The sequence below is a fragment of the Erwinia sp. S38 genome, assembly GCF_016624545.1.
Taxonomy (GTDB): Bacteria; Pseudomonadota; Gammaproteobacteria; order Enterobacterales; family Enterobacteriaceae; genus Erwinia; species Erwinia coffeiphila.
This window is the reverse complement of sequence record NZ_JACVTS010000009.1, coordinates 1-21,341: the sequence shown is the minus strand read 5'-3', so window position 1 is coordinate 21,341 and position 21,341 is coordinate 1. Positions and strand designations below refer to the sequence as shown.

At 55.9% G+C, this 21,341-nt stretch carries 17 protein-coding genes; 8 read left to right on the top strand and 9 right to left on the bottom strand.

What is annotated here, in order from left to right; all coding sequences use genetic code 11:
• Positions 1-52 precede the first annotated feature (52 nt).
• The 6 genes from mnmG to ravA form a co-directional block, all read right to left on the bottom strand.
• Positions 53-1,942, bottom strand: a complete 1,890-nt coding sequence (gene mnmG / locus IBT46_RS11860; RefSeq protein ID WP_200545834.1) for a tRNA uridine-5-carboxymethylaminomethyl(34) synthesis enzyme MnmG — start codon at positions 1,940-1,942, stop codon at positions 53-55.
• A 466-nt stretch (positions 1,943-2,408) separates the two neighbouring features.
• Complete coding sequence (gene mioC / locus IBT46_RS11855; protein ID WP_200545833.1) at positions 2,409-2,849, bottom strand: FMN-binding protein MioC; 441 nt, start codon at positions 2,847-2,849, stop codon at positions 2,409-2,411.
• Positions 2,850-3,027: 178 nt separating this feature from the next.
• Positions 3,028-3,489: a transcriptional regulator AsnC gene (asnC, locus tag IBT46_RS11850; protein ID WP_105595279.1), complete on the bottom strand. Its 462-nt coding sequence runs from the start codon at positions 3,487-3,489 to the stop codon at positions 3,028-3,030.
• A 118-nt stretch (positions 3,490-3,607) separates the two neighbouring features.
• Entirely contained in the window at positions 3,608-5,770 is a 2,163-nt protein-coding gene (gene ovoA / locus IBT46_RS11845) for a 5-histidylcysteine sulfoxide synthase (RefSeq protein WP_200545936.1), read from the bottom strand.
• A gap of 72 nt (positions 5,771-5,842) precedes the next feature.
• Positions 5,843-7,303: an ATPase RavA stimulator ViaA gene (gene viaA, locus IBT46_RS11840; protein WP_200545832.1), complete on the bottom strand. Its 1,461-nt coding sequence runs from the start codon at positions 7,301-7,303 to the stop codon at positions 5,843-5,845.
• Entirely contained in the window at positions 7,300-8,793 is a 1,494-nt protein-coding gene (gene ravA / locus IBT46_RS11835; protein ID WP_200545831.1) for an ATPase RavA, read from the bottom strand. The genes viaA and ravA overlap by 4 nt, the downstream gene beginning before the upstream one ends.
• 270 nt (positions 8,794-9,063) lie before the next feature.
• On the opposite strand from ravA, the gene kup reads away from it, so the two are divergent.
• Complete coding sequence (gene kup / locus IBT46_RS11830; protein WP_105595275.1) at positions 9,064-10,932, top strand: low affinity potassium transporter Kup; 1,869 nt, start codon at positions 9,064-9,066, stop codon at positions 10,930-10,932.
• Between the two features lie 31 nt (positions 10,933-10,963).
• On the opposite strand, the gene qseC is transcribed toward kup, so the two are convergent.
• Both qseC and qseB read right to left on the bottom strand, forming a co-directional pair.
• A complete protein-coding gene (qseC, locus tag IBT46_RS11825) occupies positions 10,964-12,316 on the bottom strand; it encodes a quorum sensing histidine kinase QseC (protein ID WP_200545830.1) in 1,353 nt (450 codons plus the stop codon).
• Positions 12,313-12,972, bottom strand: a complete 660-nt coding sequence (gene qseB / locus IBT46_RS11820; protein ID WP_200545829.1) for a quorum sensing response regulator transcription factor QseB — start codon at positions 12,970-12,972, stop codon at positions 12,313-12,315. Before qseB ends, qseC begins: the two co-directional genes overlap by 4 nt.
• A gap of 219 nt (positions 12,973-13,191) precedes the next feature.
• Here qseB and IBT46_RS11815 point away from each other — a divergent pair, with 219 nt between their 5' ends.
• The 7 genes from IBT46_RS11815 (at position 13,192) to rbsR (ending at position 19,672) form a co-directional block, all read left to right on the top strand.
• Positions 13,192-13,590 (top strand): YgiW/YdeI family stress tolerance OB fold protein, encoded by a 399-nt coding sequence (locus IBT46_RS11815; protein WP_200545828.1) that lies wholly within the window; start codon positions 13,192-13,194, stop codon positions 13,588-13,590.
• Positions 13,591-13,871: 281 nt separating this feature from the next.
• A complete protein-coding gene (gene rbsD, locus IBT46_RS11810) occupies positions 13,872-14,291 on the top strand; it encodes a D-ribose pyranase (RefSeq protein WP_105595272.1) in 420 nt (139 codons plus the stop codon).
• Positions 14,292-14,298: 7 nt separating this feature from the next.
• Complete coding sequence (gene rbsA, locus IBT46_RS11805) at positions 14,299-15,804, top strand: ribose ABC transporter ATP-binding protein RbsA (RefSeq protein WP_200545827.1); 1,506 nt, start codon at positions 14,299-14,301, stop codon at positions 15,802-15,804.
• Between the two features lie 2 nt (positions 15,805-15,806).
• Positions 15,807-16,775: a ribose ABC transporter permease gene (rbsC, locus tag IBT46_RS11800; RefSeq protein ID WP_105595270.1), complete on the top strand. Its 969-nt coding sequence runs from the start codon at positions 15,807-15,809 to the stop codon at positions 16,773-16,775.
• Between the two features lie 25 nt (positions 16,776-16,800).
• A complete protein-coding gene (gene rbsB, locus IBT46_RS11795) occupies positions 16,801-17,676 on the top strand; it encodes a ribose ABC transporter substrate-binding protein RbsB (RefSeq protein WP_105595269.1) in 876 nt (291 codons plus the stop codon).
• A 62-nt stretch (positions 17,677-17,738) separates the two neighbouring features.
• Positions 17,739-18,668: a ribokinase gene (gene rbsK, locus IBT46_RS11790; RefSeq protein WP_200545826.1), complete on the top strand. Its 930-nt coding sequence runs from the start codon at positions 17,739-17,741 to the stop codon at positions 18,666-18,668.
• A gap of 2 nt (positions 18,669-18,670) precedes the next feature.
• Complete coding sequence (rbsR, locus tag IBT46_RS11785) at positions 18,671-19,672, top strand: ribose operon transcriptional repressor RbsR (protein ID WP_200545825.1); 1,002 nt, start codon at positions 18,671-18,673, stop codon at positions 19,670-19,672.
• Here rbsR and mdtD read toward each other — a convergent pair.
• Positions 19,669-21,069, bottom strand: coding sequence for a multidrug transporter subunit MdtD (mdtD, locus tag IBT46_RS11780; RefSeq protein WP_200545824.1), 1,401 nt, complete (start codon positions 21,067-21,069; stop codon positions 19,669-19,671). The two genes, rbsR and mdtD, sit on opposite strands and share 4 nt — an antisense overlap.
• Between the last annotated feature and the right edge of the window lie 272 nt (positions 21,070-21,341).

The following is a 21,341-nucleotide window of genomic DNA, read 5'->3' as shown; positions in this document are numbered from 1 at the left end:
GGCAGCAGAAATGCCGGGCAGGGGCGGATGGCATCCGCCCCTGTTTATGTCGTTACGCGCTTTTACGCAGCAGTCCCTGCTTTTTAAGATAAATAAGCAGAATGGAAATCGCCGCAGGCGTGACGCCGGAAATACGCGAAGCCTGACCGATCGATCCCGGTTTGTGATCGTTGAGCTTGGCGATCACTTCGTTGGACAGACCGCTGACCTGGCGATAATCCAGCTCCACCGGCAGCAACGTGTTTTCGTTACGCTGCTGTCTGTCGATCTCTTCCTGCTGACGTGCAATATAGCCTTCGTATTTAACCTGAATTTCAACCTGCTCTGCGGCCTGCTCATCGCTGAGCGCCGGGGCGAAAGTGCTCAGCGTCATCAGCTGTTGATAAGTCATTTCCGGGCGACGCAGCAGATCTTCTCCGCTGGCCTCTTTGGTCAGAGGCGCGCTGATAACCGTATTGATCTCATCAACGGTCGCGGATTTCGGGTGAACCCAGATATCACGCAGGCGCTGACGTTCCAGTTCGATGCGCTCCAGTTTTTCATTGAAGCGCGCCCAGCGGGCGTCATCAACCAGTCCCAGCTCGCGACCGGCAGCGGTCAAACGCAGATCGGCGTTGTCTTCACGCAGCATCAGGCGGTATTCAGCACGAGAGGTAAACATGCGGTACGGTTCTTTGGTACCCAGCGTGCAGAGATCGTCAACCAGCACACCAAGGTAAGCCTGATCGCGGCGCGGTGCCCAGCTCTCTTTATCCGCAGAGAAGCGACCGGCATTCAGACCTGCCAGCAGTCCCTGAGCGGCTGCTTCTTCATAACCGGTGGTGCCGTTAATCTGTCCGGCAAAGAACAGGCCCTGAATATATTTACTTTCCAGCGACGGTTTCAGATCGCGCGGGTCAAAGAAATCGTACTCGATGGCATAGCCAGGACGCACGATTTTGGCATTTTCCATCCCCTGCATGGAACGGACGATCTGCATCTGTACGTCGAACGGCAGGCTGGTGGAGATGCCGTTTGGATAGATTTCATTACTGGTCAGGCCTTCAGGTTCCAGGAAGATCTGATGCGCGTTACGATCGGCAAAGCGCATCACTTTGTCTTCGATCGACGGACAGTAACGAGGACCGATCCCTTCGATGATCCCGGCATACATCGGGCTGCGATCGAGGTTGTTACGGATCACATCGTGGGTTTTCTCATTGGTGTAGGTGATGTAGCACGGCACCTGCTGCGGATGCTGAGCCACATTGCCCATGAACGAGAAGACCGGCATCGGCGTATCACCGTGCTGGGTTGCCAGCACTGAAAAATCTATCGTGCGGGCATCAATACGCGGAGGCGTGCCGGTTTTTAAACGGTTAACGCGCAGCGGCAGCTCACGCAGGCGGCGCGCCAGCGGAATGGATGGCGGATCGCCGGCACGGCCACCGCTGTAGTTATCCAGTCCGATATGGATTTTGCCATCGAGGAATGTCCCGACGGTCAGCACCACGGCTTTCGCACGGAACTTCAGGCCCATCTGGGTAACGGCACCGACGACGCGATCGTTTTCAACAATCAGATCCTCAACCGCCTGCTGGAAGATCATCAGGTTTGGCTGGTTCTCCAGCGCAGTGCGAACCGCCTGCCGATACAGCACGCGATCGGCCTGAGCGCGGGTTGCCCTGACGGCTGGCCCTTTGCTGGCGTTTAGTATCCTAAACTGAATACCGGCCTGGTCAATGGCATGGGCCATCAGCCCACCCAGTGCATCCACTTCTTTAACCAGATGTCCTTTCCCGATACCCCCGATCGCCGGATTGCAGGACATCTGCCCGAGCGTATCGATGTTGTGGGTTAATAACAGGGTTTGTTGACCCATACGGGCAGCCGCCATTGCAGCTTCGGTTCCCGCATGACCACCACCGATGATGATGACGTCAAAGGGATCTGGATAAAACATGGTACTGCACCTCGCGGTTTGTGCGATTAAGGGATCGTTGCCTGGGGCGTGAATTCTACTCAACTTTAGACGATGGGGAAAGCGGCGGGATCTTCACGTATTAAAAAGAAGATCTTTTTTATTTAAAGATCTCTTTATTAGATCTTCTATTAGGATCGTCCTGGTCTGTGGATAAGCGCTTTTTGCTGATAACGATCAATCGATTAGGAAGGATCATTAGCTGTGAATGATCGGTGATCCCGATCCGTATAAGCTGGGATCAAAATACTATGTTATGCACAGCCCCAGGCAAGGTATGAAGTTGTTCTTGGGATAACAACCGGTTATTACCGTGATTTAAGCATGTTTATCCACAGATGAATGCTGATAAACCAGGCGAAAAAGCACATAATTTACAAAACTCACGGGCTGAAAAACGCCGATCGGACGGATCTAACCGTCGATCTCAGCCCGATCGAGGTGATATTTAGATCAACTCTTTCCAGGTTTCCACCCAAACACCGGCAGGATCTTCCGGAATCTCGTGCTCAAGGACGTCGATTTTCAGGCAATCGCCAATACGCTTAGCGCCCAGAGAACTTAGCAACGTCTCAAACTGATCGATGGCACCACAAAACAGATCGTATTCACGGTTACCAATGCCTACTGCACCGTAACGCAGGTTACTCAGATCCAGCTGTTGTTCTTTTAATGCATCGAAGAACGGCTGGATATTTTCAGGCAGTTCACCTGCACCGTGGGTAGAGCTCACCACCAGCCAGATCCCTTCAGGCTTCACTTCATCCAGTTCCGGACCATACAGCGTCTCGGTGGTATAACCGGCCTCGTTCAGCTTCTCTGCCAGATGATCGGCAACGTATTCCGCGCTGCCTAGGGTGCTGCCACTGATTAAGGTAATGTCGGCCATGATGGGTCCCTGAGTCACAAAGGTGGGCATTGTACTCTGTGATCAGGCTGGGATCTACCTGTGGGTAAGTAGGGATATTATGCGGATACCACATTAAGCACTCAGGAAAACATCTGTGCATAAAATGATTCACAGGATCGCCCGGAAGTTGCCGCGGGGAGGGAGGATAAGCGCCCGATCAGGGCTTAATTGCCCTCATGATTGGGTTCTGTAGCGAGATCAGCGTTTCCGTGGACTGAATTTCATCAATCGTCTGGATCTTGTTGATCAGTACCTGCTGTAACGCATCAATAGATCGGCACATCACCTTGATAAAAATACTGTAATGTCCGGTGGTGTAATAAGCTTCCACCACTTCATCAAGCGCTTCAAGACGGGCAAGTGCAGAAGGATAATCCTTCGCGCTTTTGAGAATAATGCCGATAAAACAGCAGACGTCGTAGCCCAGCTGCTTCGGATCGATTTCAACCCGCGTGCCTTTAATGATCCCCGCTTGCTTCATCTTTTCTACGCGCACGTGGATGGTTCCTGGGCTGACGTTGAACTGTTTTGCCAGCTCGGCGTAGGCGGTACGGGCGTTGTCCATCAGGGCGATCAGAATGCCGCGATCGAGATTATCGGGCTGCATGTTTTCGGGCATAGTGGCTCCATAGTTATTAGCGGGTGCCTGGAATAGCGTTACTGTGCGGGATCGTGAAGGCGATGGCAATCGATTGAAATAAACCGCAGGCAGTGGGATGCCTGCGGGGTAGGGGAGATCAGCGTTTACGCCACAGCGTCAGCTGCGCCAGCGTATGCTGGTATTTACGCGCCGTTTCGCGAATGACAAACGGAATGTCCTGTGCGGGTGCGATCTCTTCAAAATCCGCCGCCAGCAGTCGTTGCAGTGCCTGGTAAGTGGTCAGGGCTTCCCCGTTCTCACGGACTCCTCCAAGCCAGTTTTCCTTCGGCGTATACTCCTCCAGCCAGGTATAGGGTGAGGAGAGCATCAGTATGCCGCCGCTGCGGATCATGCCGCTGATATCCTGCAGGAAGCGTTTGGGCTGGCGTAACCGGTCGATCAGGTTAGAGGCCAGGACCAGATCGTAGTGTTCCGGCTGCGGCTTCAGATTGCAGGCATCGCCCTGTACGAACTGAATGCGGCTGGCCTGCTGAGTGTCCAGACCAAAGTCTTTCAGCCTGACCTGGCGATACTCCACCAGATCGCCCTCTTCCTGGGTGACATAGCGGAAGTCTTCACCACCGGTCAGCTGCAGCGCGACGTCAATAAAACGCGCCGAGTAGTCCATGCCCACCACCTGCTCGAAATGGCGTGCCAGTTCAAAGCTGGCGCGTCCTGTGGCACAGCCGAGATCCAGCGCGCGCTGCCGTTTATCCGTCAGCCCGCAGGCGATTTCCACCAGCGCGCGTGCATAGTTGGCCACGCCGAAATATTCCGGACCGTACTGGAAATCCAGATACTGCGATACCATGGTGTCGGTTTCGTACGGGTTTTGCGCCATGGTTTCCTGATGACTGGAGACGACGTAGCGGAATCCCGCATGCTGGAAGAAGTGGCGGCGGAAGGCATAACGCGCAGATTTCAGCGCCTCGTTACCGGTGGAGATCCAGCTGCCGCCTTTGATCAGCGCATGTTTGCCGTCAAAGGTTGGCGTGGAGAAATCGTCGTACAGCGGATGCACGCGAAACCCTTCAAAGCCGTTAATCGGCGTGGTGGTCCACTGCCAGACGTTGCCGATCGGGTCGAAGAAATCCCCCTGGCTGAAGCGATCGACCGGGCAGGAAGAGGCCCAGTAGGCCAGATTAATATTGCCCGGCGCCGTGTCCCAGTCGGGCTGATCGCCGGCGACCTGTTCGCGCAGCAGCATCCACTCACTTTCTGCCGGAAGCTGGATGGACTTACCGGTTTCCTCTGCTTTCCAGCGACAGAAGGCCGCGGCCTCCAGCTGGTTCACTTCGGCGGGCCAGTCCCACGGCATCGGCACTTCTTCCGTCATCAACCGCAGACGCAGGTTATCCGGCTGCCCGGCGCTGCCGACCCAAAACGTCGGCATCGTGGCTTTGGAAAACGCCCTCCAGCCTTCGCCCTCTTCATCCCACCAGCGCGACTGCTGGTAGCCCCCTGCCGCGACGAAGGTGAAGAACTCGGCGTTGCTGACCAGCATTTTACTGGCGCGGAAGGGCTTCACTTCACTGACCTGCGTGCCGTATTCGTTGTCCCAGCCGTAGGTCGGGTCGGTTTTGCCCTGGGTGACGCGGCCACCGGCGACGGCAATAAGCGAATTTTCCGGCACCGCCAGACGATCGTGGCGGGCTTCGGGGCAGGCGGGCCAGTGGGGCTGTGGTTTAACCCATTCGATCGGCAGCTGGCGAATCAGTACGCTGGACGTTTCCAGATGGATGCGCTCGTGTTCAATCCCCATCAGGATCACCCACGCCGGGCTTTCCCAGCCAATTGGCAGCGACAGCGGCATCTCTGCAATAAACTGCTCTACCCGGCTACGAACCTTACCGCGATAGTCACGCAGTTCGCTGACCGACGGCCAGCTGTAGTGGCTGTTATCCAGATCGTCCCAACTCATTTCATCAACGCCGATCGCCATCATGGCTTCGATCCGGTCATCAACTCGGGCGTCAATCAGCCTGCCTGCCATCAGTTTATTAATGTAGAAGGTGGCGGTATGGCCAAAATAGAAGATCAGCGGATGGCGCAGCGGGATCGCTTTGTTGTAATACGCCCGTTCATCGGCCAGGCAGTCAAACAGGCGCTCGTAGAGTTCCCAGGTCTGGCGGAAGTAAGCGAGCAGCTGCTGGCGTTTTTGTTCCGGGTCGCTGCCGTCAAGAAGTAGCGTGCGGGTTGGTGCGGGAAGCCCGCTCTGATGCTGTTGTTGTGCTGTCACGTAATGCTCCCATCTGCCGATTGGCTAAAGCCGATATATGACTATAGCAAATAAGGTTTGCCGTATTTTGCGCAAAGGGCTGAGGGAAGAGGACTAGCGCTGCCAGCGGCGCAGAAGGCGGCTTTTTAGTCCGGTGTCAAAACGCCAGATATGGTTGAAGATGCGCATGATGGCCGGTTTTCCATGATCGGACATGGCAACGGCATGAAAACGCTGCTGCTGGCGATTTTGATGATCGCGAACGCGTTTAACCAGCTCTTCCGGCAGGCGCTGGGCGATAAAATCGGAGAGGATCACCGCATCGGCATCCTGCCACGGGCTGCTGCTGAGTTTTTTTAATACTTCGTCCATGCAGGCGGCGAGATCGGTGCCGCCGCGAAAGCGCTGGCTGAGAAAACGGATCGCCTGGCTGATACCGTCTCCGGCGGTGAGTTCATAGCCGATGACTTCATGCGCGAACAGCATAATGTAGCAGCGGCGGTTGTCCGCCAGCGCCACTTTCAGCAGCGCCAGACAGAAGGCTTTTGCACAGCGCTCGTTAAATCCACCCATCGATCCGGATGTATCGACGCAGACAATAAAGGGTCCTCGCGGTTGCTCATCATGATGCTGATGAACGACGGGCCGCTCGGTGATCTTATCGTGCCAGCTCTCGCCCTGCAGGCGATAGGTCAGCAGGCGCTTTTCCACCAGCCGCCGGTAAAACTCGAATTCCAGTTCGCTGATGCCGAGGGTAGCCAGCTCCGGCGGCAGCAGGCGCAGGATATCATCGCTTTGATGCAGTCCGTTGACCTCTTCCGGTACGCTTTCCGGTTCGCGCACCAGCTGGTGGAAGGCTTCCAGCGGCGCCTCTTCCGCCTGCACGGCTTTGGCTTCGCGGCTGCGGCCAAGCTGTTCGGCCAGTTTCATCAGCTCGGGCTGCCCCGCCAGAAAATCACCGTACTGCACAATCAGCTGATAATCCTCACGCTGTAGCGAGCTGCGGGTGAGATCCCACAGCCTGCCAGCCGCCGCGTCATCATCGCTGGCCAGCACCGGGGCCAGCTGGCCGCTCATCGCCATTCGATGCTGTAGCTCGGCCAGCAGCTTGTCGCGCTCCTGATCCAGCAGCTGTTGGTTCAGCGACAGGGTTTGCAGGGTCAGGCTCAGCCGCCAGCGCTGGAGAAACAGCGTCTGCTGAGCCGGGCTCAGATGACCGATCTCCGTATGCTCCACCAGGTGACGGGCTTTCTCTGCAAAGGGCGAGTGGTTGGCATCCAGCCACTGTAACAAAGCGGGCAGCTGCGCGCTGAATTCGTGGGAGTTAAGCGTCTTGAAGTGCTGGAAGCGGCTGAACTCTTCGGCCACGTCGTCGGGAACCGGGGTCGATTTGAGCTGTTGCAGCACGCCTGCTTTCCAGTTGGGCAAATCGCGAGTCAGGGCATTTTTCAGCCCCGGGAATTTTTTGAAAAAAGCGGCCAGCTTTGGCGAGGCCAGCATGGCGATGGCCACTTCTTCGATCAGCTCGTTTTCGCTGATGGTCAGCAACATACTCAGCGTATCGAGTGAGATCACTGCCGCGCCTGCTTCAGCTGTTCGGCCACCTGCTGCAGGCTGTCCTCAACGCGAGCCAGCCAGTCATCGCTGATAAACAGACAGCGGTGGTGCTGACTGAACAGCGTGCGCTGGGCACGAAGTTGGGTATCCAGCTCATCCAGCGCCTGAATAATCTCTTCCGGCAGCGCCTGCTGGAGTTTACCGGGCAGCATCAGCCGCGTGCTTTGCAGACTGATATCACGCAGCGTCAGACACTCCTGAGCATCCACGTGCAGATCCAACATCTGCGCAAAGCCGATGCCATTCAGCTTGCCGCGTACCTCTCCCCCTTTTTGCAGCCAGTGATGCAGCGCCTCGCGGGCCAGAGTCACGTGCGTAACCTGCATATCATGCAGCGTCAGCGGCTTTTGCAGCATCAGGGTCAGCTCATCGGCCGACAGCGCGGCGGGCAGCTCGAAATGCGGCTTGCGGCTGAACATCCCGCCGTGTTTCTCCAGGCGAATGGCCTGCTCCACGCTCTGCTGCTGCTGAAGCGCCAGGCGGCGGGTGTTAATCTGCTGGAGTTTGATCAGGATCGGTTGCTGCTGCCACGCCTGCTGGGTCAGCAGATTATCAATTTCGCGATCCAGCAGTTTCATCGAATTCACGTCATGCCACAGGCAGTCTTTCAGCAGGATCAGATCGATCGGCGCGATAGAATTGCGCCCGCTGTAAAAGGCGCTGGCCTGCAGCAGATGAATGGCTTTTTTCCAGCGGCGGTCGGAGATATACGGCGCTTCTGGCTGATTTTCTAACTGCTGGCGCAGTTGGAAGATCAGCTCGAAGACATCATCCGGCAGGTTAACTTTGGTAATGCCCTGCTGCCAGGCCAGATACTCCTCGTCGCTGATGCACAGTGATTCCGCCACCGGATTCTGATTTTCATCCTGCTGGTGGGTCAGCAGGCTGCGGAAATTCTGCTTCTCGTGGACGTTATCCAGCCACAGGCGGATCAGCATGCGGTCATACAGCGCTTCCAGCCCGCTGTCCGCCTCCGGCAGTTCGTTAGAGGCGGTCACCAGCAGCCGCATCGGGATTTTTTCTTCGTTGTCGCCGTTGCGGAAACGGCGTTCGTTAATGGCGGTCAGCAGAGTATTCAGGATTGCCGGGCCGGCTTTCCAGATCTCATCCAGGAAGACGATTTCCGCATCGGGCAAGTAGCCTTTGGTCAGGCGCTGATAGCGGCCTTCATCCTTCAATGCCTGAATGGACAGCGGGCCAAACACCTCTTCCGGCGTTGAGAAGCGGGTCATCAGATACTCAAAGGCGCGGGAATGCTGAAAAGCAAACTTCAGGCGTCGGGCGATCAGGCTCTTGGCGATGCCCGGCGGCCCGAGTAAAAAAACGCTTTCGCCACATAGCGCGGCAAGAAGGCAGAGCCGAATCGCGTGATGGCGTTCGTAAAGTCCTTTCTCTAACGCATTGCTCAGGCGGGAAATACGCTCCGCCAGTAAGTGAGACTGGGCCATAATCAAACATCCATCCTTTTTCTACGGTCAGGCCAGCATCGTGGCTGGCGAGCGCAAACACTACTGACTATGATGCTTGAAAGAGTTGATAGCAGTCAGCTTTTTTATTATCAAAGGGTGACACTGGCCATTGAAGTGAGTTCCGTTTGGGCGATATCCCGTCAATAAACAATAGGCATTCGTGATGAATCATGCATACTGTGCGCTTTTTGATAGCCAGGTAAACTGTGCGCAATCCCGCGCTGGCCGGCTGCAACAAAAGATTAACCTATGAGCTCTGACAAAAAGCAGTCCCTTGGTGCCGTTACTCTTGCCGCAATCGGCGTGGTCTACGGTGATATCGGTACCAGCCCGCTGTATACCCTGCGCGAATGTCTGTCGGGACAGTTCGGCTTTGGCGTAGAGCGCGATGCGGTATTTGGTTTCCTCTCCCTGATCTTCTGGCTGTTGATCCTGACGGTATCCCTCAAGTACATCACCTACGTCATGCGCGCGGATAACGCCGGTGAGGGCGGTATTCTGACGCTGATGTCGCTGGCCGGGCGCAATACCGGCGGGCGGGCAACCGCAATCCTGCTGATTATGGGCCTGATTGGCGGCAGCTTCTTCTATGGCGAAGTGGTGATAACCCCGGCGGTATCGGTACTGTCGGCGATAGAAGGGCTGGAGATTGCCGCGCCGTCGCTCGACAGCTATATCGTCCCGCTGGCCATCGCGGTGCTGACTCTGCTGTTTGTGATTCAGAAACACGGTACAGGCATTGTGGGTAAGCTGTTTGCGCCAGTGATGCTGGTGTGGTTTATCGTACTGGCGGTGCTGGGTGCCCGCAGTATTATCAATCACCCTGACGTATTGCAGGCGATGAATCCTTACTGGGCGGTTCACTTCTTTATTGAATATAAAACCGTGTCCTTCTTTGCGCTGGGTGCCGTGGTGCTGGCGATTACCGGGGTGGAAGCGCTGTATGCTGATATGGGCCACTTTGGCAAATTCCCTATCCGACTGGCGTGGTTTATTGTGGTGCTGCCTTCGCTGGTGCTGAACTATTTCGGCCAGGGTGCGCTGCTGTTGGCACATCCTGAAGCCATCAAAAACCCGTTCTTCCTGCTGGCACCTGACTGGGCGCTGATCCCGCTGCTGCTGCTGGCGACTCTGGCCACGGTGATCGCCTCTCAGGCGGTGATTTCCGGGGTATTCTCACTCACGCGTCAGGCCGTGCGTCTGGGCTATCTACCGCCGATGCGTATTGTTTACACCTCAGAGCAGGAATCTGGCCAGATCTATATTCCGGTGATCAACTGGCTGCTGTTTGTTGCCGTGGTCATCGTGATTATCGGCTTTAAGCACTCAAGCAACCTCGCTGCGGCCTACGGTATTGCGGTGACGGGTACCATGGTGCTGACGGCCATTTTGTGTACAACAGTGGCGATCAAGAACTGGCACTGGAATCGCTATCTGGCGCTGCTAATCCTCGTGGCCATGCTGTGTATTGATGTGTCACTGTTCTCGGCCAACCTGGTGAAGGTTTTCTCCGGCGGCTGGCTGCCGCTGGCGCTGGCGCTGGTGATGTTTGTAATTATGACCACCTGGAAAAGCGAACGCTTCCGCCTGCTGCGCCGTATGCATGAGCACGGCAATTCGCTGGAGGCGATGATCGCCTCGCTGGAGAAATCGCCGCCGGTCAGGGTGCCAGGAACCGCAGTGTATATGTCGCGCGCGCTGAACGTGATCCCCTTTGCCATGCTGCATAATCTTAAGCATAACAAGGTACTGCATGAACGCGTGGTGCTGCTGACGCTGCGTACCGAAGATGCGCCGTACGTGCATAATGTGAAACGCGTGACCATTGAGCAGCTTTCCCCGACCTTCTGGCGCGTGGTGGCCAGCTACGGCTGGCGCGAAACGCCAAACGTCGAGGAGATCTTCCACCGCTGCGGTCTGGAAGGGCTGAGCTGCCGGATGATGGAAACCTCGTTCTTTATGTCCCACGAATCGCTGATTATCGGTAAACGACCGTGGTATCTGCGGCTGCGCGGTAAGCTGTTCCTGATGCTGCAAAAGAACGCCCTGCGCGCGCCGGATCAGTTTGAAATCCCGCCTAACCGGGTGATTGAGCTGGGTACGCAGGTCGAAATATGATGAACGGGCGCGGTCTGAACATGACCGCGCCCTACAGCCACACCGTCACGACTAATCCACCCTCATCCCAATTCTTCAGCGTAACCCCCATACCGTGCAGCCGGGCAATATGATGAACGATCGATAATCCCAGGCCGCTGCCGGACTGCTGCTGACCGGGAGGACGATAGAAACGCTCCCCGATGCGCGGCAGCAGATCTGCCGGAATACCCGGGCCGTTATCGCTTATCGTCAGGCTGTTCTCTGTTAGCGCCAGTGCCACCTGGCTACCCTCTGGCGCATAGCGGATAGCGTTATCCAGCAGATTGCGCACCAGCAGAGCCAGCAGCAGCGGGTTTGCCAGTCGTCTGAGCGGTTCTTCCGGTGCATCCAGACTGAGATCGATTCCTTTTTCCCGCGCCTGTTCATAGTGCTCGACCACGGCCTGCTGCAATAGAGACTGCATTTCCAGCGACTGTTTTTGCAGATCCTGGCCATTATCCAGCCGCGAGAGGATCAGCAACTGATCCACCAGCCGCGTGGCGCGATCGATACCGATATCCAGATTACTCAGTGCGTGGCTGAGCGCAGCGGTATCGTCGTGGGCCAGCTGTGCCACTTCGGTCTGGACCTTTAGCGCCGCCAGCGGGCTGCGTAGTTCGTGGGCGGCATCGGAGGTAAAGCGCCGCTCGCGCAGCAGCATCGCACCGATGCGGGCAAACAGCTGGTTAAGCTCGTCCAGCAGGGGACGAACTTCCTGTGGGACGCGCTCAGCTTCGAGCGGTGCGGCATCATCCGCCGCCCGCTGGCGGAGCTGTTGCGCGATGTACTTGAGGGGTTTAAGTTCGTGGCTGACCAGCCAAAGCATCAGTAGCAGCATCACCGGCAGCGCCAGCAGCCAGGGGCTGAGGCTGGCGTGAACCAGATCGCGAGTCATATCATCGCGGTATTCCCACTCCTGGCCCACTGCCACGATATAGCGGCCGTCCGCCGTGGTGAGCCACACCAGCCGCCACATATCGTCATCATCTTTTAATCTGCCGTCGGTAAAGCCGTCGCGCTGATAGCTAAAGGGGAAATCTTTGCCATTATCACCGTCATTGAGCAGCATTTTCCCTTCGCGGCTGAACACGGCGAAGGCCAGCGCATCATCTTCCTGATCGCCGCGATGATGGCGCAGCAGCTTTTTAGTTTTTGGCAGGGTGAGGGGATCGTTACTCAGTCGTTCAGGATTAATCGCCGCCAGTCGTTTAGCAAACAGCATCTGCTGGGTATCAAACAGCTGGTTGATGTTGTGCCGCGTTTGCCACCAGCCGCCCACTGCGGCCGCTCCCCAGCACAGAATACTCAGTAGTAGAAAACCGACCGTCAGGCGCAGGCGCAGGCGCAGGCTTCTTTTTTTCATAGCGCCCCCAGCGTGTAGCCAACGCCGTGAACGGTACGGATAAATTCGCTGCCCAGCTTTTTGCGCAGGTGATGGATATGCACCTCTACCGCATTGCTTGAGACATCTTCATCCCAGCCGTAGAGCTTCTCTTCCAGCCGGGCGCGGGTCAGCACTCGACCCGGGTTGAGCAGAAACAGCTCCAGCAGCGCCAGCTCGCGCGCTTTCAGCTCCAGCGGTTTGCCGTCCAGGGTGACGCTGTGGGAAGCGGGTTCCATGATCACACCGCCGTGCTGGAGCGTAGGCTGTAGCTGGCCGTGACGTCGGCGGATCAGTGCCTGCAACCGTGCCGCCACTTCGGTGAGGGCAAAAGGCTTGCACAGATAGTCGTCTGCCCCCTGCTGCAGGCCTTCGACCCGCTGCTCAAGGGCATCGCGGGCGGTCAGGATCAGCACCGGCTCATCGCGGCCCTCCTGGCGCCACTGGCGCAGGATCTCCAGGCCATCGATCCCCGGCAGGCTGAGGTCCAGCACCACGGCATCGTAGGGTGCTGCGCTGAGGGCGAGCAGGCCATCATTTCCCTCAGTAAACCAGTCAACGCTAAACCCCAGCTTGCCCAGTCCGGCTTTTATCCCGTCGCCAATCAGGCGATCGTCTTCAATCAGTAAAATTCTCATCGGCTTATCCTTGGCTGTTAGCGATTTATACGGAATGAGGATGCCGCTTGTACAGGGACAATCGGCGAAATTGCCTGAATTTACGCAATAAGCAGAAATAAACTCATCAGCTGAAGTCCCTTAAGATCCTGTTAAGAAGCGTTTGTTTTAATCACGTTCAGAGACCCTCCGGCAGTAGAACGCTGCCTCCGTTCAGGAAGAAAGGTGATAAAGATGAACATGAAAAAAACAGCTGCATTACTGGCGATTACCGCTCTGATTTCTACCCCGGTTCTGGCCGTACAGGGAGGCGGCTTTGTCGACCCGAATGCGCCGACCTCCGTCCTACAGAAAGGGGGCTTTAGCGGGCCAAATGGTACGATGGTGACCGTAAAACAGGCGCAGGATATGAAAGACGACGCCTGGGTAACGATGCGCGGCAATATCGAAAAGCGTATCGGGGATGAAGACTATCTGTTTCGCGATGCCACCGGCACTATGACGGTAGAGATTGACCACAAGCGCTGGGAAGGCCAGACCGTCGGCCCGAAAGATAATGTCGAACTTCAGGGCAAGTTGGATAAAGACTTTAACTCCCTTGAGCTGGATGTGAAGCAGATCAGAAAACTCAGTCAGTAAGGCTGACTCATTCCCGGCAGTGCGAGCGATAAACTATTCTTCCAGCATCGGCGGATAATGCTGTTTGCTGGAGGATTATCTCGCGCTGTTCCGCAAGGCAATCATTCATATCAAAATCCCCCTAACTTTCTTTCTGAAGCCTCTTTGACGCCGTAAATTCATCTTTGTGCAACGACAGCGAAACGTTTCGATGGCGATCACATTTTCACGATCTGGCGATTGTTTTCCCCTGGCCGTTGCTTAAACTGCAGTCAGCGAAACGTTTCGCTCTGGAGTGAAAGATGAAAAAAGGCACCTTACTGAATTCTGATATTTCGTCCGTGGTTTCCCGCCTGGGACATACTGATAGCCTGACCATCGGCGATGCTGGCCTGCCTGTCCCGCATGGCCCGCAGCGCATCGATCTTGCGCTGACTCACGGTATTCCCAGTTTTTTGCAGGTAACCAAAACGGTCACTGAAGAAATGCAGGTTGAGAGTGCCATCCTTGCGGAGGAGATTTTGCAGCACAATCCGCAGCTCCACAGTGAACTGATCGCCCTGCTTGAATCCTTGCAACAACACCAGGGTAATACCATTAGTATCAGCTACATCAGTCACGAACAGTTCAAACAACAAACACAACGTAGTAAGGCTGTTATTCGCAGCGGGGAGTGCTCTCCGTATGCGAATATCATCCTTAACGCTGGCGTGACCTTCTGAGGCCGTTATGCAACCTTTACTGCAACTGAAAGGCATTGAGAAATCCTTCCCCGGCGTGAAAGCGCTGTCGGGGGCTGCACTTGCCGTTTATCCTGGCCGCGTCATGGCGCTGGTGGGGGAGAACGGTGCAGGTAAATCCACCATGATGAAAGTCCTGACCGGGATCTACGCTCGCGATGCCGGTAGCTTTGAGTGGTTGGGTAAAGAAACAACGTTCAACGGGCCGAAGGCGTCGCAGGAAGCGGGTATCGGCATTATCCACCAGGAACTTAATCTGATCCCGCAGCTAAGTATTGCGGAGAATATTTTCCTCGGTCGCGAGTTCGTTAACCGCTTTGGCCGTATTCAGTGGAAAGCGATGCACGAGAAGGCGGACGCGTTGCTGAAACGTCTGAACCTGCGGTTCAGCAGCCACAAACTGGTGGGCGATCTGTCGATCGGCGATCAGCAGATGGTTGAGATTGCCAAAGTGCTGAGCTTTGAATCTAAAGTCATCATTATGGACGAGCCAACGGATGCGCTGACCGATACGGAAACCGCCTCGCTGTTTCGCGTGATCAACGAGCTGAAGGCGCAGGGCTGCGGCATTGTGTATATCTCCCACCGCATGAAAGAGATTTTTGAGATCTGCGATGACGTGACTATTTTCCGCGATGGTCAGTTTATTGCCGAGCGGGAGGTCAACTCGTTAAGCGAAGAGTCGCTGATCGAAATGATGGTCGGCCGCAAGCTCGAAGAGCAGTATCCGCGCCTGGACAAAGCACCGGGTGATATTCGCCTGAAGGTGGAAAACCTGAGCGGTTCCGGCGTTGATGATGTCAGCTTTACTCTGCGTAAAGGAGAGATCCTTGGCGTGGCGGGCTTGATGGGCGCTGGCCGTACCGAATTAATGAAAGTGCTGTACGGCGCGCTGCCGCGTTCAGCCGGAACCGTAACCCTGGACGGCAAAGCGGTAGTAGCGCGTTCGCCAGAAGAAGGGCTGCTTAGCGGTATCGTCTATATCTCTGAGGACCGCAAGCGCGATGGTCTGGTGCTGGGGATGTCGGTAAAAGAGAACATGTCGCTGACCGCCCTGAAGTATTTCAGCCATACCGGCGGTCGTCTGAAGCACGGTGAAGAGCAGCTGGCCGTCGGGGACTTTATCAAGCTGTTTAACGTTAAAACCCCTTCGATGAATCAGCCTATCGGCCTGCTTTCCGGCGGGAATCAGCAGAAGGTGGCTATCGCCCGTGGCCTGATGACCCGACCTAAGGTGCTGATCCTGGATGAACCGACTCGCGGCGTGGACGTTGGCGCGAAGAAAGAGATTTATCAGCTAATTAACCAGTTTAAAGAAGAGGGGCTGAGTATCATCCTCGTCTCTTCTGAAATGCCGGAAGTGCTGGGCATGAGCGACCGCGTGCTGGTGATGCACGAAGGTCGCCTGAGCGGTGACTTCCCGATTGAACACGCCTCGCAGGAAATTCTGATGGCGGCGGCAGTAGGCAAACAATACAGCGCGGAGCTGGCATAACTATGAGTACGCAAACAATCCCTTCACGCCGCCTGATCAGTAAGGCATGGCTGCTTGAACAGAAATCGCTGATTGCACTGCTGGTGCTGATCGCCATTGTCTCCAGCATGAGCCCGAACTTTTTCACCGTGGCGAACCTGTTCAATATTCTGCAACAGACCTCGGTTAACGCCATTATGGCCGTGGGGATGACGCTGGTTATCCTGACCTCGGGCATCGATCTGTCCGTTGGTTCGCTGCTGGCGCTGACCGGCGCGGTGGCGGCATCGATCGTTGGCCTGGAAGTGAATGCGCTGGTGGCGGTTGCCGCTTCGCTGGCGCTGGGCGCCCTGATCGGCGGTATTACCGGTACGATTGTCGCGAAAGGCAAGGTTCAGGCGTTTATCGCCACGCTGGTAATGATGCTGCTGCTGCGCGGGGTGACCATGGTGTACACCAACGGCAGCCCGGTGAATACCGGCTTTAGCGACAATGCGGATCTGTTTGGCTGGTTCGGTATTGGCCGCCCGCTGGGTATCCCAACGCCGGTCTGGCTGATGGCAATTGTCTTCTTTGCCGCATGGTACATGCTGCATCACACCCGTCTGGGTCGTTATATCTATGCGCTGGGTGGTAACGAAGCGGCGACCCGTCTTTCAGGCATCAGCGTGAATCGGGTAAAAATCACCGTTTATGCACTGTGCGGCATGCTGGCCGCGCTAGCCGGAACCATTGAAGTCGCGCGCCTTTCTTCCGCACAGCCAACGGCGGGAACCGGCTATGAGCTGGATGCGATTGCGGCCGTTGTACTCGGCGGGACCAGCCTCGCTGGTGGCAAAGGACGTATTATGGGAACGCTGATCGGTGCGCTGATCCTTGGTTTCCTCAACAACGGGCTGAACCTGCTCGGTGTTTCTTCTTACTACCAAATGATCGTCAAAGCTGTAGTGATTTTACTGGCGGTGCTGGTAGACAACAAAAGCAGTAAATAACTGATTACCCTACAGGATTAAGAACATGAAAAAACTGACTGCACTGGCCTTACTGTTAGGCGCGACCCTGAGCACCAATGCGCTGGCAAAAGACACTATCGCGCTGGTGGTATCCACGCTGAACAACCCCTTCTTTGTCTCGCTGAAAGATGGGGCGCAGAAAGAAGCCGATAAGCTGGGCTATAACCTGGTGGTGCTGGATTCACAGAATAACCCGGCGAAAGAGCTGGCGAACGTGCAGGACCTGACCGTTCGCGGCACCAAGGTTATGCTGATTAACCCAACCGATTCCGATGCGGTGGGCAATGCGGTGAAAATGGCTAACCAGGCGAACATCCCGGTGATCACCCTTGACCGCGTCGCGACGCAGGGCAAGGTTGTCAGCCATATCGCTTCTGACAACCGCGCAGGTGGTAAGCAGGCCGGTGAATTTATTGCTGAGAAGCTGGGTGATGGCGCAAAAATTATCGAACTGCAGGGAATTGCCGGTACGTCAGCCGCGCGTGAGCGTGGTGAAGGCTTCAAACAGGCCGCCGATGCGCATAAATTTAATATCCTCGCCAGCCAGCCAGCCGATTTCGACCGCACCAAGGGTCTGAACGTGATGCAGAACCTGCTGACCGCACATCCAGATGTACAGGCGGTGTTTGCCCAGAATGATGAAATGGCGCTGGGTGCATTACGCGCATTGCAAACTGCCGGTAAATCTGGTGTGGTGGTTGTGGGCTTCGACGGCACGCCTGATGGGGTGAAGGCTGTTGAAGGCGGCAAACTGGCCGCGACCGTTGCTCAGCTGCCGGAGCAGATCGGCTCTATCGGTGTAGAAACCGCTGATAAAGTGCTGAAAGGTCAGAAAGTCGACGCGGTAAATCCGGTAGACCTGAAGCTGGTTACCAAATAAATCAAAGAAAAGCATGGCACGCGCCACCCTCGGGTGGCGCACTTATCTGGACGATTCCCCCTATGAAAAATACCGGAAAACTGGCTGTTCTTGGCAGCATCAACGCAGATCACATTCTTAATCTGGCGCAGTTCCCGCGCCCGGGTGAAACGGTGATCGGGAAGCAGTATCAGGTCGCATTTGGTGGAAAAGGGGCGAACCAGGCCGTTGCTGCCGGACGTAGCGGCGCGGATATTTCCTTTATTGCCTGCGTGGGGCATGACGATATTGGTGAACGTATCCGCAGGCAGCTGGCGGACGATCGTATTGATGTGGCTCCGGTTATTGCCGTTGAGGGTGAGTCTACCGGCGTGGCGCTGATTTTTGTCAATGGCGAAGGTGAAAACACCATCGGCATTTATGCCGGTGCGAATGCGGCGTTGACGCCGGAGCGTGTGGCTCAGCATCAGCAGGTGATTGCCGGCGCTGACGCATTATTGATGCAGCTTGAGTCGCCGCTGGACAGCGTGCTGGCCGCTGCGCGCATTGCCCATCAGAATCAGACCCGGGTTATTTTGAATCCGGCCCCGGCAACGGCGCTTTCCGATGAACTGCTGTCGCTGGTGGATATGATTACCCCAAATGAAACAGAAGCGCAGATCCTGACTGGCGTGTCTGTAAAAACCGATGAGGATGCGGCGAAGGCTGCGGCAGTGCTGCATGCTAAAGGGATTGAATCGGTATTGATCACCCTCGGTAGCCGCGGTGTGTGGCTGAGCGAGCAGGGCAACGGCCAGCGTATTCCAGGATTCCGCGTAGAGGCGGTGGATACGATTGCTGCCGGCGATACGTTTAACGGTGCGCTGATTACCGCACTGCTGGAGAAAAAGCCGATGGCCGAGTCGGTGCGCTTTGCTCATGCTGCTGCGGCTATTGCCGTCACGCGCCACGGTGCTCAGCCTTCAGTACCCTGGCGTGAAGAGATCGACAGCTTCTTGCAATCGCAGGGGTAAACGTGGCCACAATGAAAGATGTCGCCCGGCTTGCGGGCGTCTCAACCTCTACCGTATCCCACGTGATTAACAACAATCGGTTCGTCAGCGAGACGATCCGAGAGAAGGTCACTTCGGCAATCCGCGAGCTGAACTATGCGCCGTCGGCGCTGGCACGCAGCCTGAAGCTGAATCAGACCCGCACCATCGGCATGCTGCTGACCGCCAGCAGCAACCCGTTTTATGCGGAAGTGGTTCGTGGCGTTGAACGCAGCTGCTATGAGCGCGGATACAGTCTGATTCTGTGTAATACCGAAGGGGATAAGGACCGTATGGATCGGAGCCTGGAAACGCTGCTGCAAAAGCGCGTTGATGGTTTGCTAATCATGTGCACCGAAAGCCATCTGCCTTCAGCAGAGATCCTTGGCCGCTATCCTTCTATTCCTTCGGTCATGATGGACTGGGCACCGTTTGAAGGCGGCAGTGACATTATTCAGGACAACTCGTTGCTGGGCGGTGAAATGGCCACTCAGCATCTGATTTCCCGCGGTTATACCCGCATTGCCTGTATTGCCGGCCCTCAGGATAAAACGCCAGCGCGCCTGCGCCTTGAAGGCTATCAGCGAGCGATGGCCACGGCGGAGTTACCGATCCTGCCCGGATATATTGTTGACGGTGATTTTGAGTTTGAAGGTGGCTTCAACGCCATGCAGCAGCTGTTAACCCTGGACCCGCGACCTCAGGCGGTATTTACCAGTAATGATGCTATGGCCGTTGGCGTTTATCAGGCGCTCTTCCAGGCCGGGATGACCATTCCGCAGGATATGGCGGTGATGGGATACGATGATATTGAGCTGGCGCGCTATATGACCCCGCCTCTGAGCACTATCCATCAGCCGAAAGACGAGCTGGGTGAGCTGGCGATTGATACTCTGCTGCACCGGCTGAGTAGCCCCGATGCCAGCCAGCAGCTGCTGGTACTGACACCGGAACTTATGGCGCGCGCCTCGGTGGGGGAACGCTAAGCCTTCTTCTTTTTATCGCGGTCGCTGATCAGGTTGCGGCCGTCTCCTGGTTTCAACAGCAGGAACACCAGCGCGGAAATCACGGTAATGACGCCCATCGTCAGGAAGGTGGCGTGGAAGTGCTGGAAGGTTGTGCCATCGAAGTTTTCATAAAAGCGCAGGACCGCCGCGCTAACCGCTACACCAAAACCAATCGCCAGCTGCTGCGTTACCGCCAGCATGCTATTGCCGCTGCTGGCATTGGCATCGGTTAAATCCGCAAGGGTGATGGTGTTCATCGCCGTAAACTGGGTAGACATCGCCATCCCGAGAATAAACAGCGGGATTAACATTGCCAGCACGCTCCAGCTCGCTGATTGCAGGGAAAACGACGCAATCAACACGCCGATAATCACACTGATACCGACCAGCGTTTTACGATAACCAAACCAGCGCAGAACTCTTGTGACCAGCGATTTTGCCAGAATCGATCCCAGCGCCGTCGGGGCCATCATGCATCCGGCGATCAGTGCGGTATAGCCAAAGCCAACCTGTAACATCAGCGGCATAAGAAAAGGAATACAGCCGGTTCCCAGACGAGAGGCGATATTACCAATGATGCCGACGGAGAACGTGCGGGTTTTAAACATCGGCAGCGGCAGCAGCGGAGAAGGGTGGCGGCGGGCGTGCACTATATATAGAAGAAGAAGGAGAATACCCCCGACCAGTACGCTCAATGCGATAAGGCTGGAGACGACCCGCTCGCCAAACAGCTCGATGCCGCTTGAGATCCCAACCAGTCCAAGATCGAACAGCAGAAAGCCCAGCAGGTCGAACCGTCGTTTTGGGGTGGTGAAGTCCGGCATGTATTTGCGCGCATAGATAATGCCGAGAATCCCAATCGGGATATTGATGAGAAATATCCAGTGCCAGGTTGCCCATGTGACCAATACACCGCCCAACAGAGGGCCCAGTACCGGGCCAATCAACCCGGGCATGGTGACAAAGTTGAGTACCGGCAGCAGTTCGCTGCGCGGATAGGCCCGCAGCAGGGCCAGCCGCGCCACCGGCATCATCATCGCGCCGCCGACGCCCTGGATAACGCGAGAGATCACCAGTATGCCCAGCGAGTTTGATAGCGCACAGGCCAGGGAACCAAAAGAGAACAGGAAGACGGCAACGATAAACACTTTACGTGTGCCGAAGCGATCGGCCAGCCAGCCGCTGACGGGAATCAGCATGGCGACGGTTAAGGTGTAGCTGATAACGGCTGACTGCATGGCCAGCGGTGAACGGTTCAGGCTATGGGCGATAGCGGGCAGAGCGGTGTTGAGAATGGTGGCATCAAGCGCCTGCATAAAGAACGCCATGGCGGCGATCCACGGAAGTCCGGCCATACTGCGCGCGGATTTTATCATTGGTCGTCCTTTTTTAATTGGAAGCCAGCAGAAATCTGCCTGCGGTGCAGCAAGAATAGCATCCCGTATCTCAATTTTGTGATGGGCGTCTGCTGTTTTCTGGCTATATCTGGGTGATTATTAATCGACTGTTGTGTTCTTTTTATTCTTTTGGTTAAAAATAAGACGCTCGGTAATTTATTTGCAATAAAAACTTGTCAGCCGCCAGAAAATCCCTATACTGCGCCTCCACTGACACGGAACAACGGCTTACAGGCCAGCGTGTTAGAGGT

What these genes read in the sequence shown, in the direction of transcription:
- mnmG (WP_200545834.1), bottom strand. Translation starts at nt 1,942, where the DNA reads ATGTTTTATCCAGATCCCTTTGACGTCATCATCATCGGTGGTGGTCAT.
- mioC (WP_200545833.1), bottom strand. Translation starts at nt 2,849, where the DNA reads ATGGCCGACATTACCTTAATCAGTGGCAGCACCCTAGGCAGCGCGGAA.
- asnC (WP_105595279.1), bottom strand. Translation starts at nt 3,489, where the DNA reads ATGCCCGAAAACATGCAGCCCGATAATCTCGATCGCGGCATTCTGATC.
- ravA (WP_200545831.1), bottom strand. Translation starts at nt 8,793, where the DNA reads ATGGCCCAGTCTCACTTACTGGCGGAGCGTATTTCCCGCCTGAGCAAT.
- kup (WP_105595275.1), top strand. Translation starts at nt 9,064, where the DNA reads ATGAGCTCTGACAAAAAGCAGTCCCTTGGTGCCGTTACTCTTGCCGCA.
- qseC (WP_200545830.1), bottom strand. Translation starts at nt 12,316, where the DNA reads ATGAAAAAAAGAAGCCTGCGCCTGCGCCTGCGCCTGACGGTCGGTTTT.
- qseB (WP_200545829.1), bottom strand. Translation starts at nt 12,972, where the DNA reads ATGAGAATTTTACTGATTGAAGACGATCGCCTGATTGGCGACGGGATA.
- IBT46_RS11815 (WP_200545828.1), top strand. Translation starts at nt 13,192, where the DNA reads ATGAAAAAAACAGCTGCATTACTGGCGATTACCGCTCTGATTTCTACC.
- rbsD (WP_105595272.1), top strand. Translation starts at nt 13,872, where the DNA reads ATGAAAAAAGGCACCTTACTGAATTCTGATATTTCGTCCGTGGTTTCC.
- rbsA (WP_200545827.1), top strand. Translation starts at nt 14,299, where the DNA reads ATGCAACCTTTACTGCAACTGAAAGGCATTGAGAAATCCTTCCCCGGC.
- rbsC (WP_105595270.1), top strand. Translation starts at nt 15,807, where the DNA reads ATGAGTACGCAAACAATCCCTTCACGCCGCCTGATCAGTAAGGCATGG.
- rbsB (WP_105595269.1), top strand. Translation starts at nt 16,801, where the DNA reads ATGAAAAAACTGACTGCACTGGCCTTACTGTTAGGCGCGACCCTGAGC.
- rbsK (WP_200545826.1), top strand. Translation starts at nt 17,739, where the DNA reads ATGAAAAATACCGGAAAACTGGCTGTTCTTGGCAGCATCAACGCAGAT.
- mdtD (WP_200545824.1), bottom strand. Translation starts at nt 21,069, where the DNA reads ATGATAAAATCCGCGCGCAGTATGGCCGGACTTCCGTGGATCGCCGCC.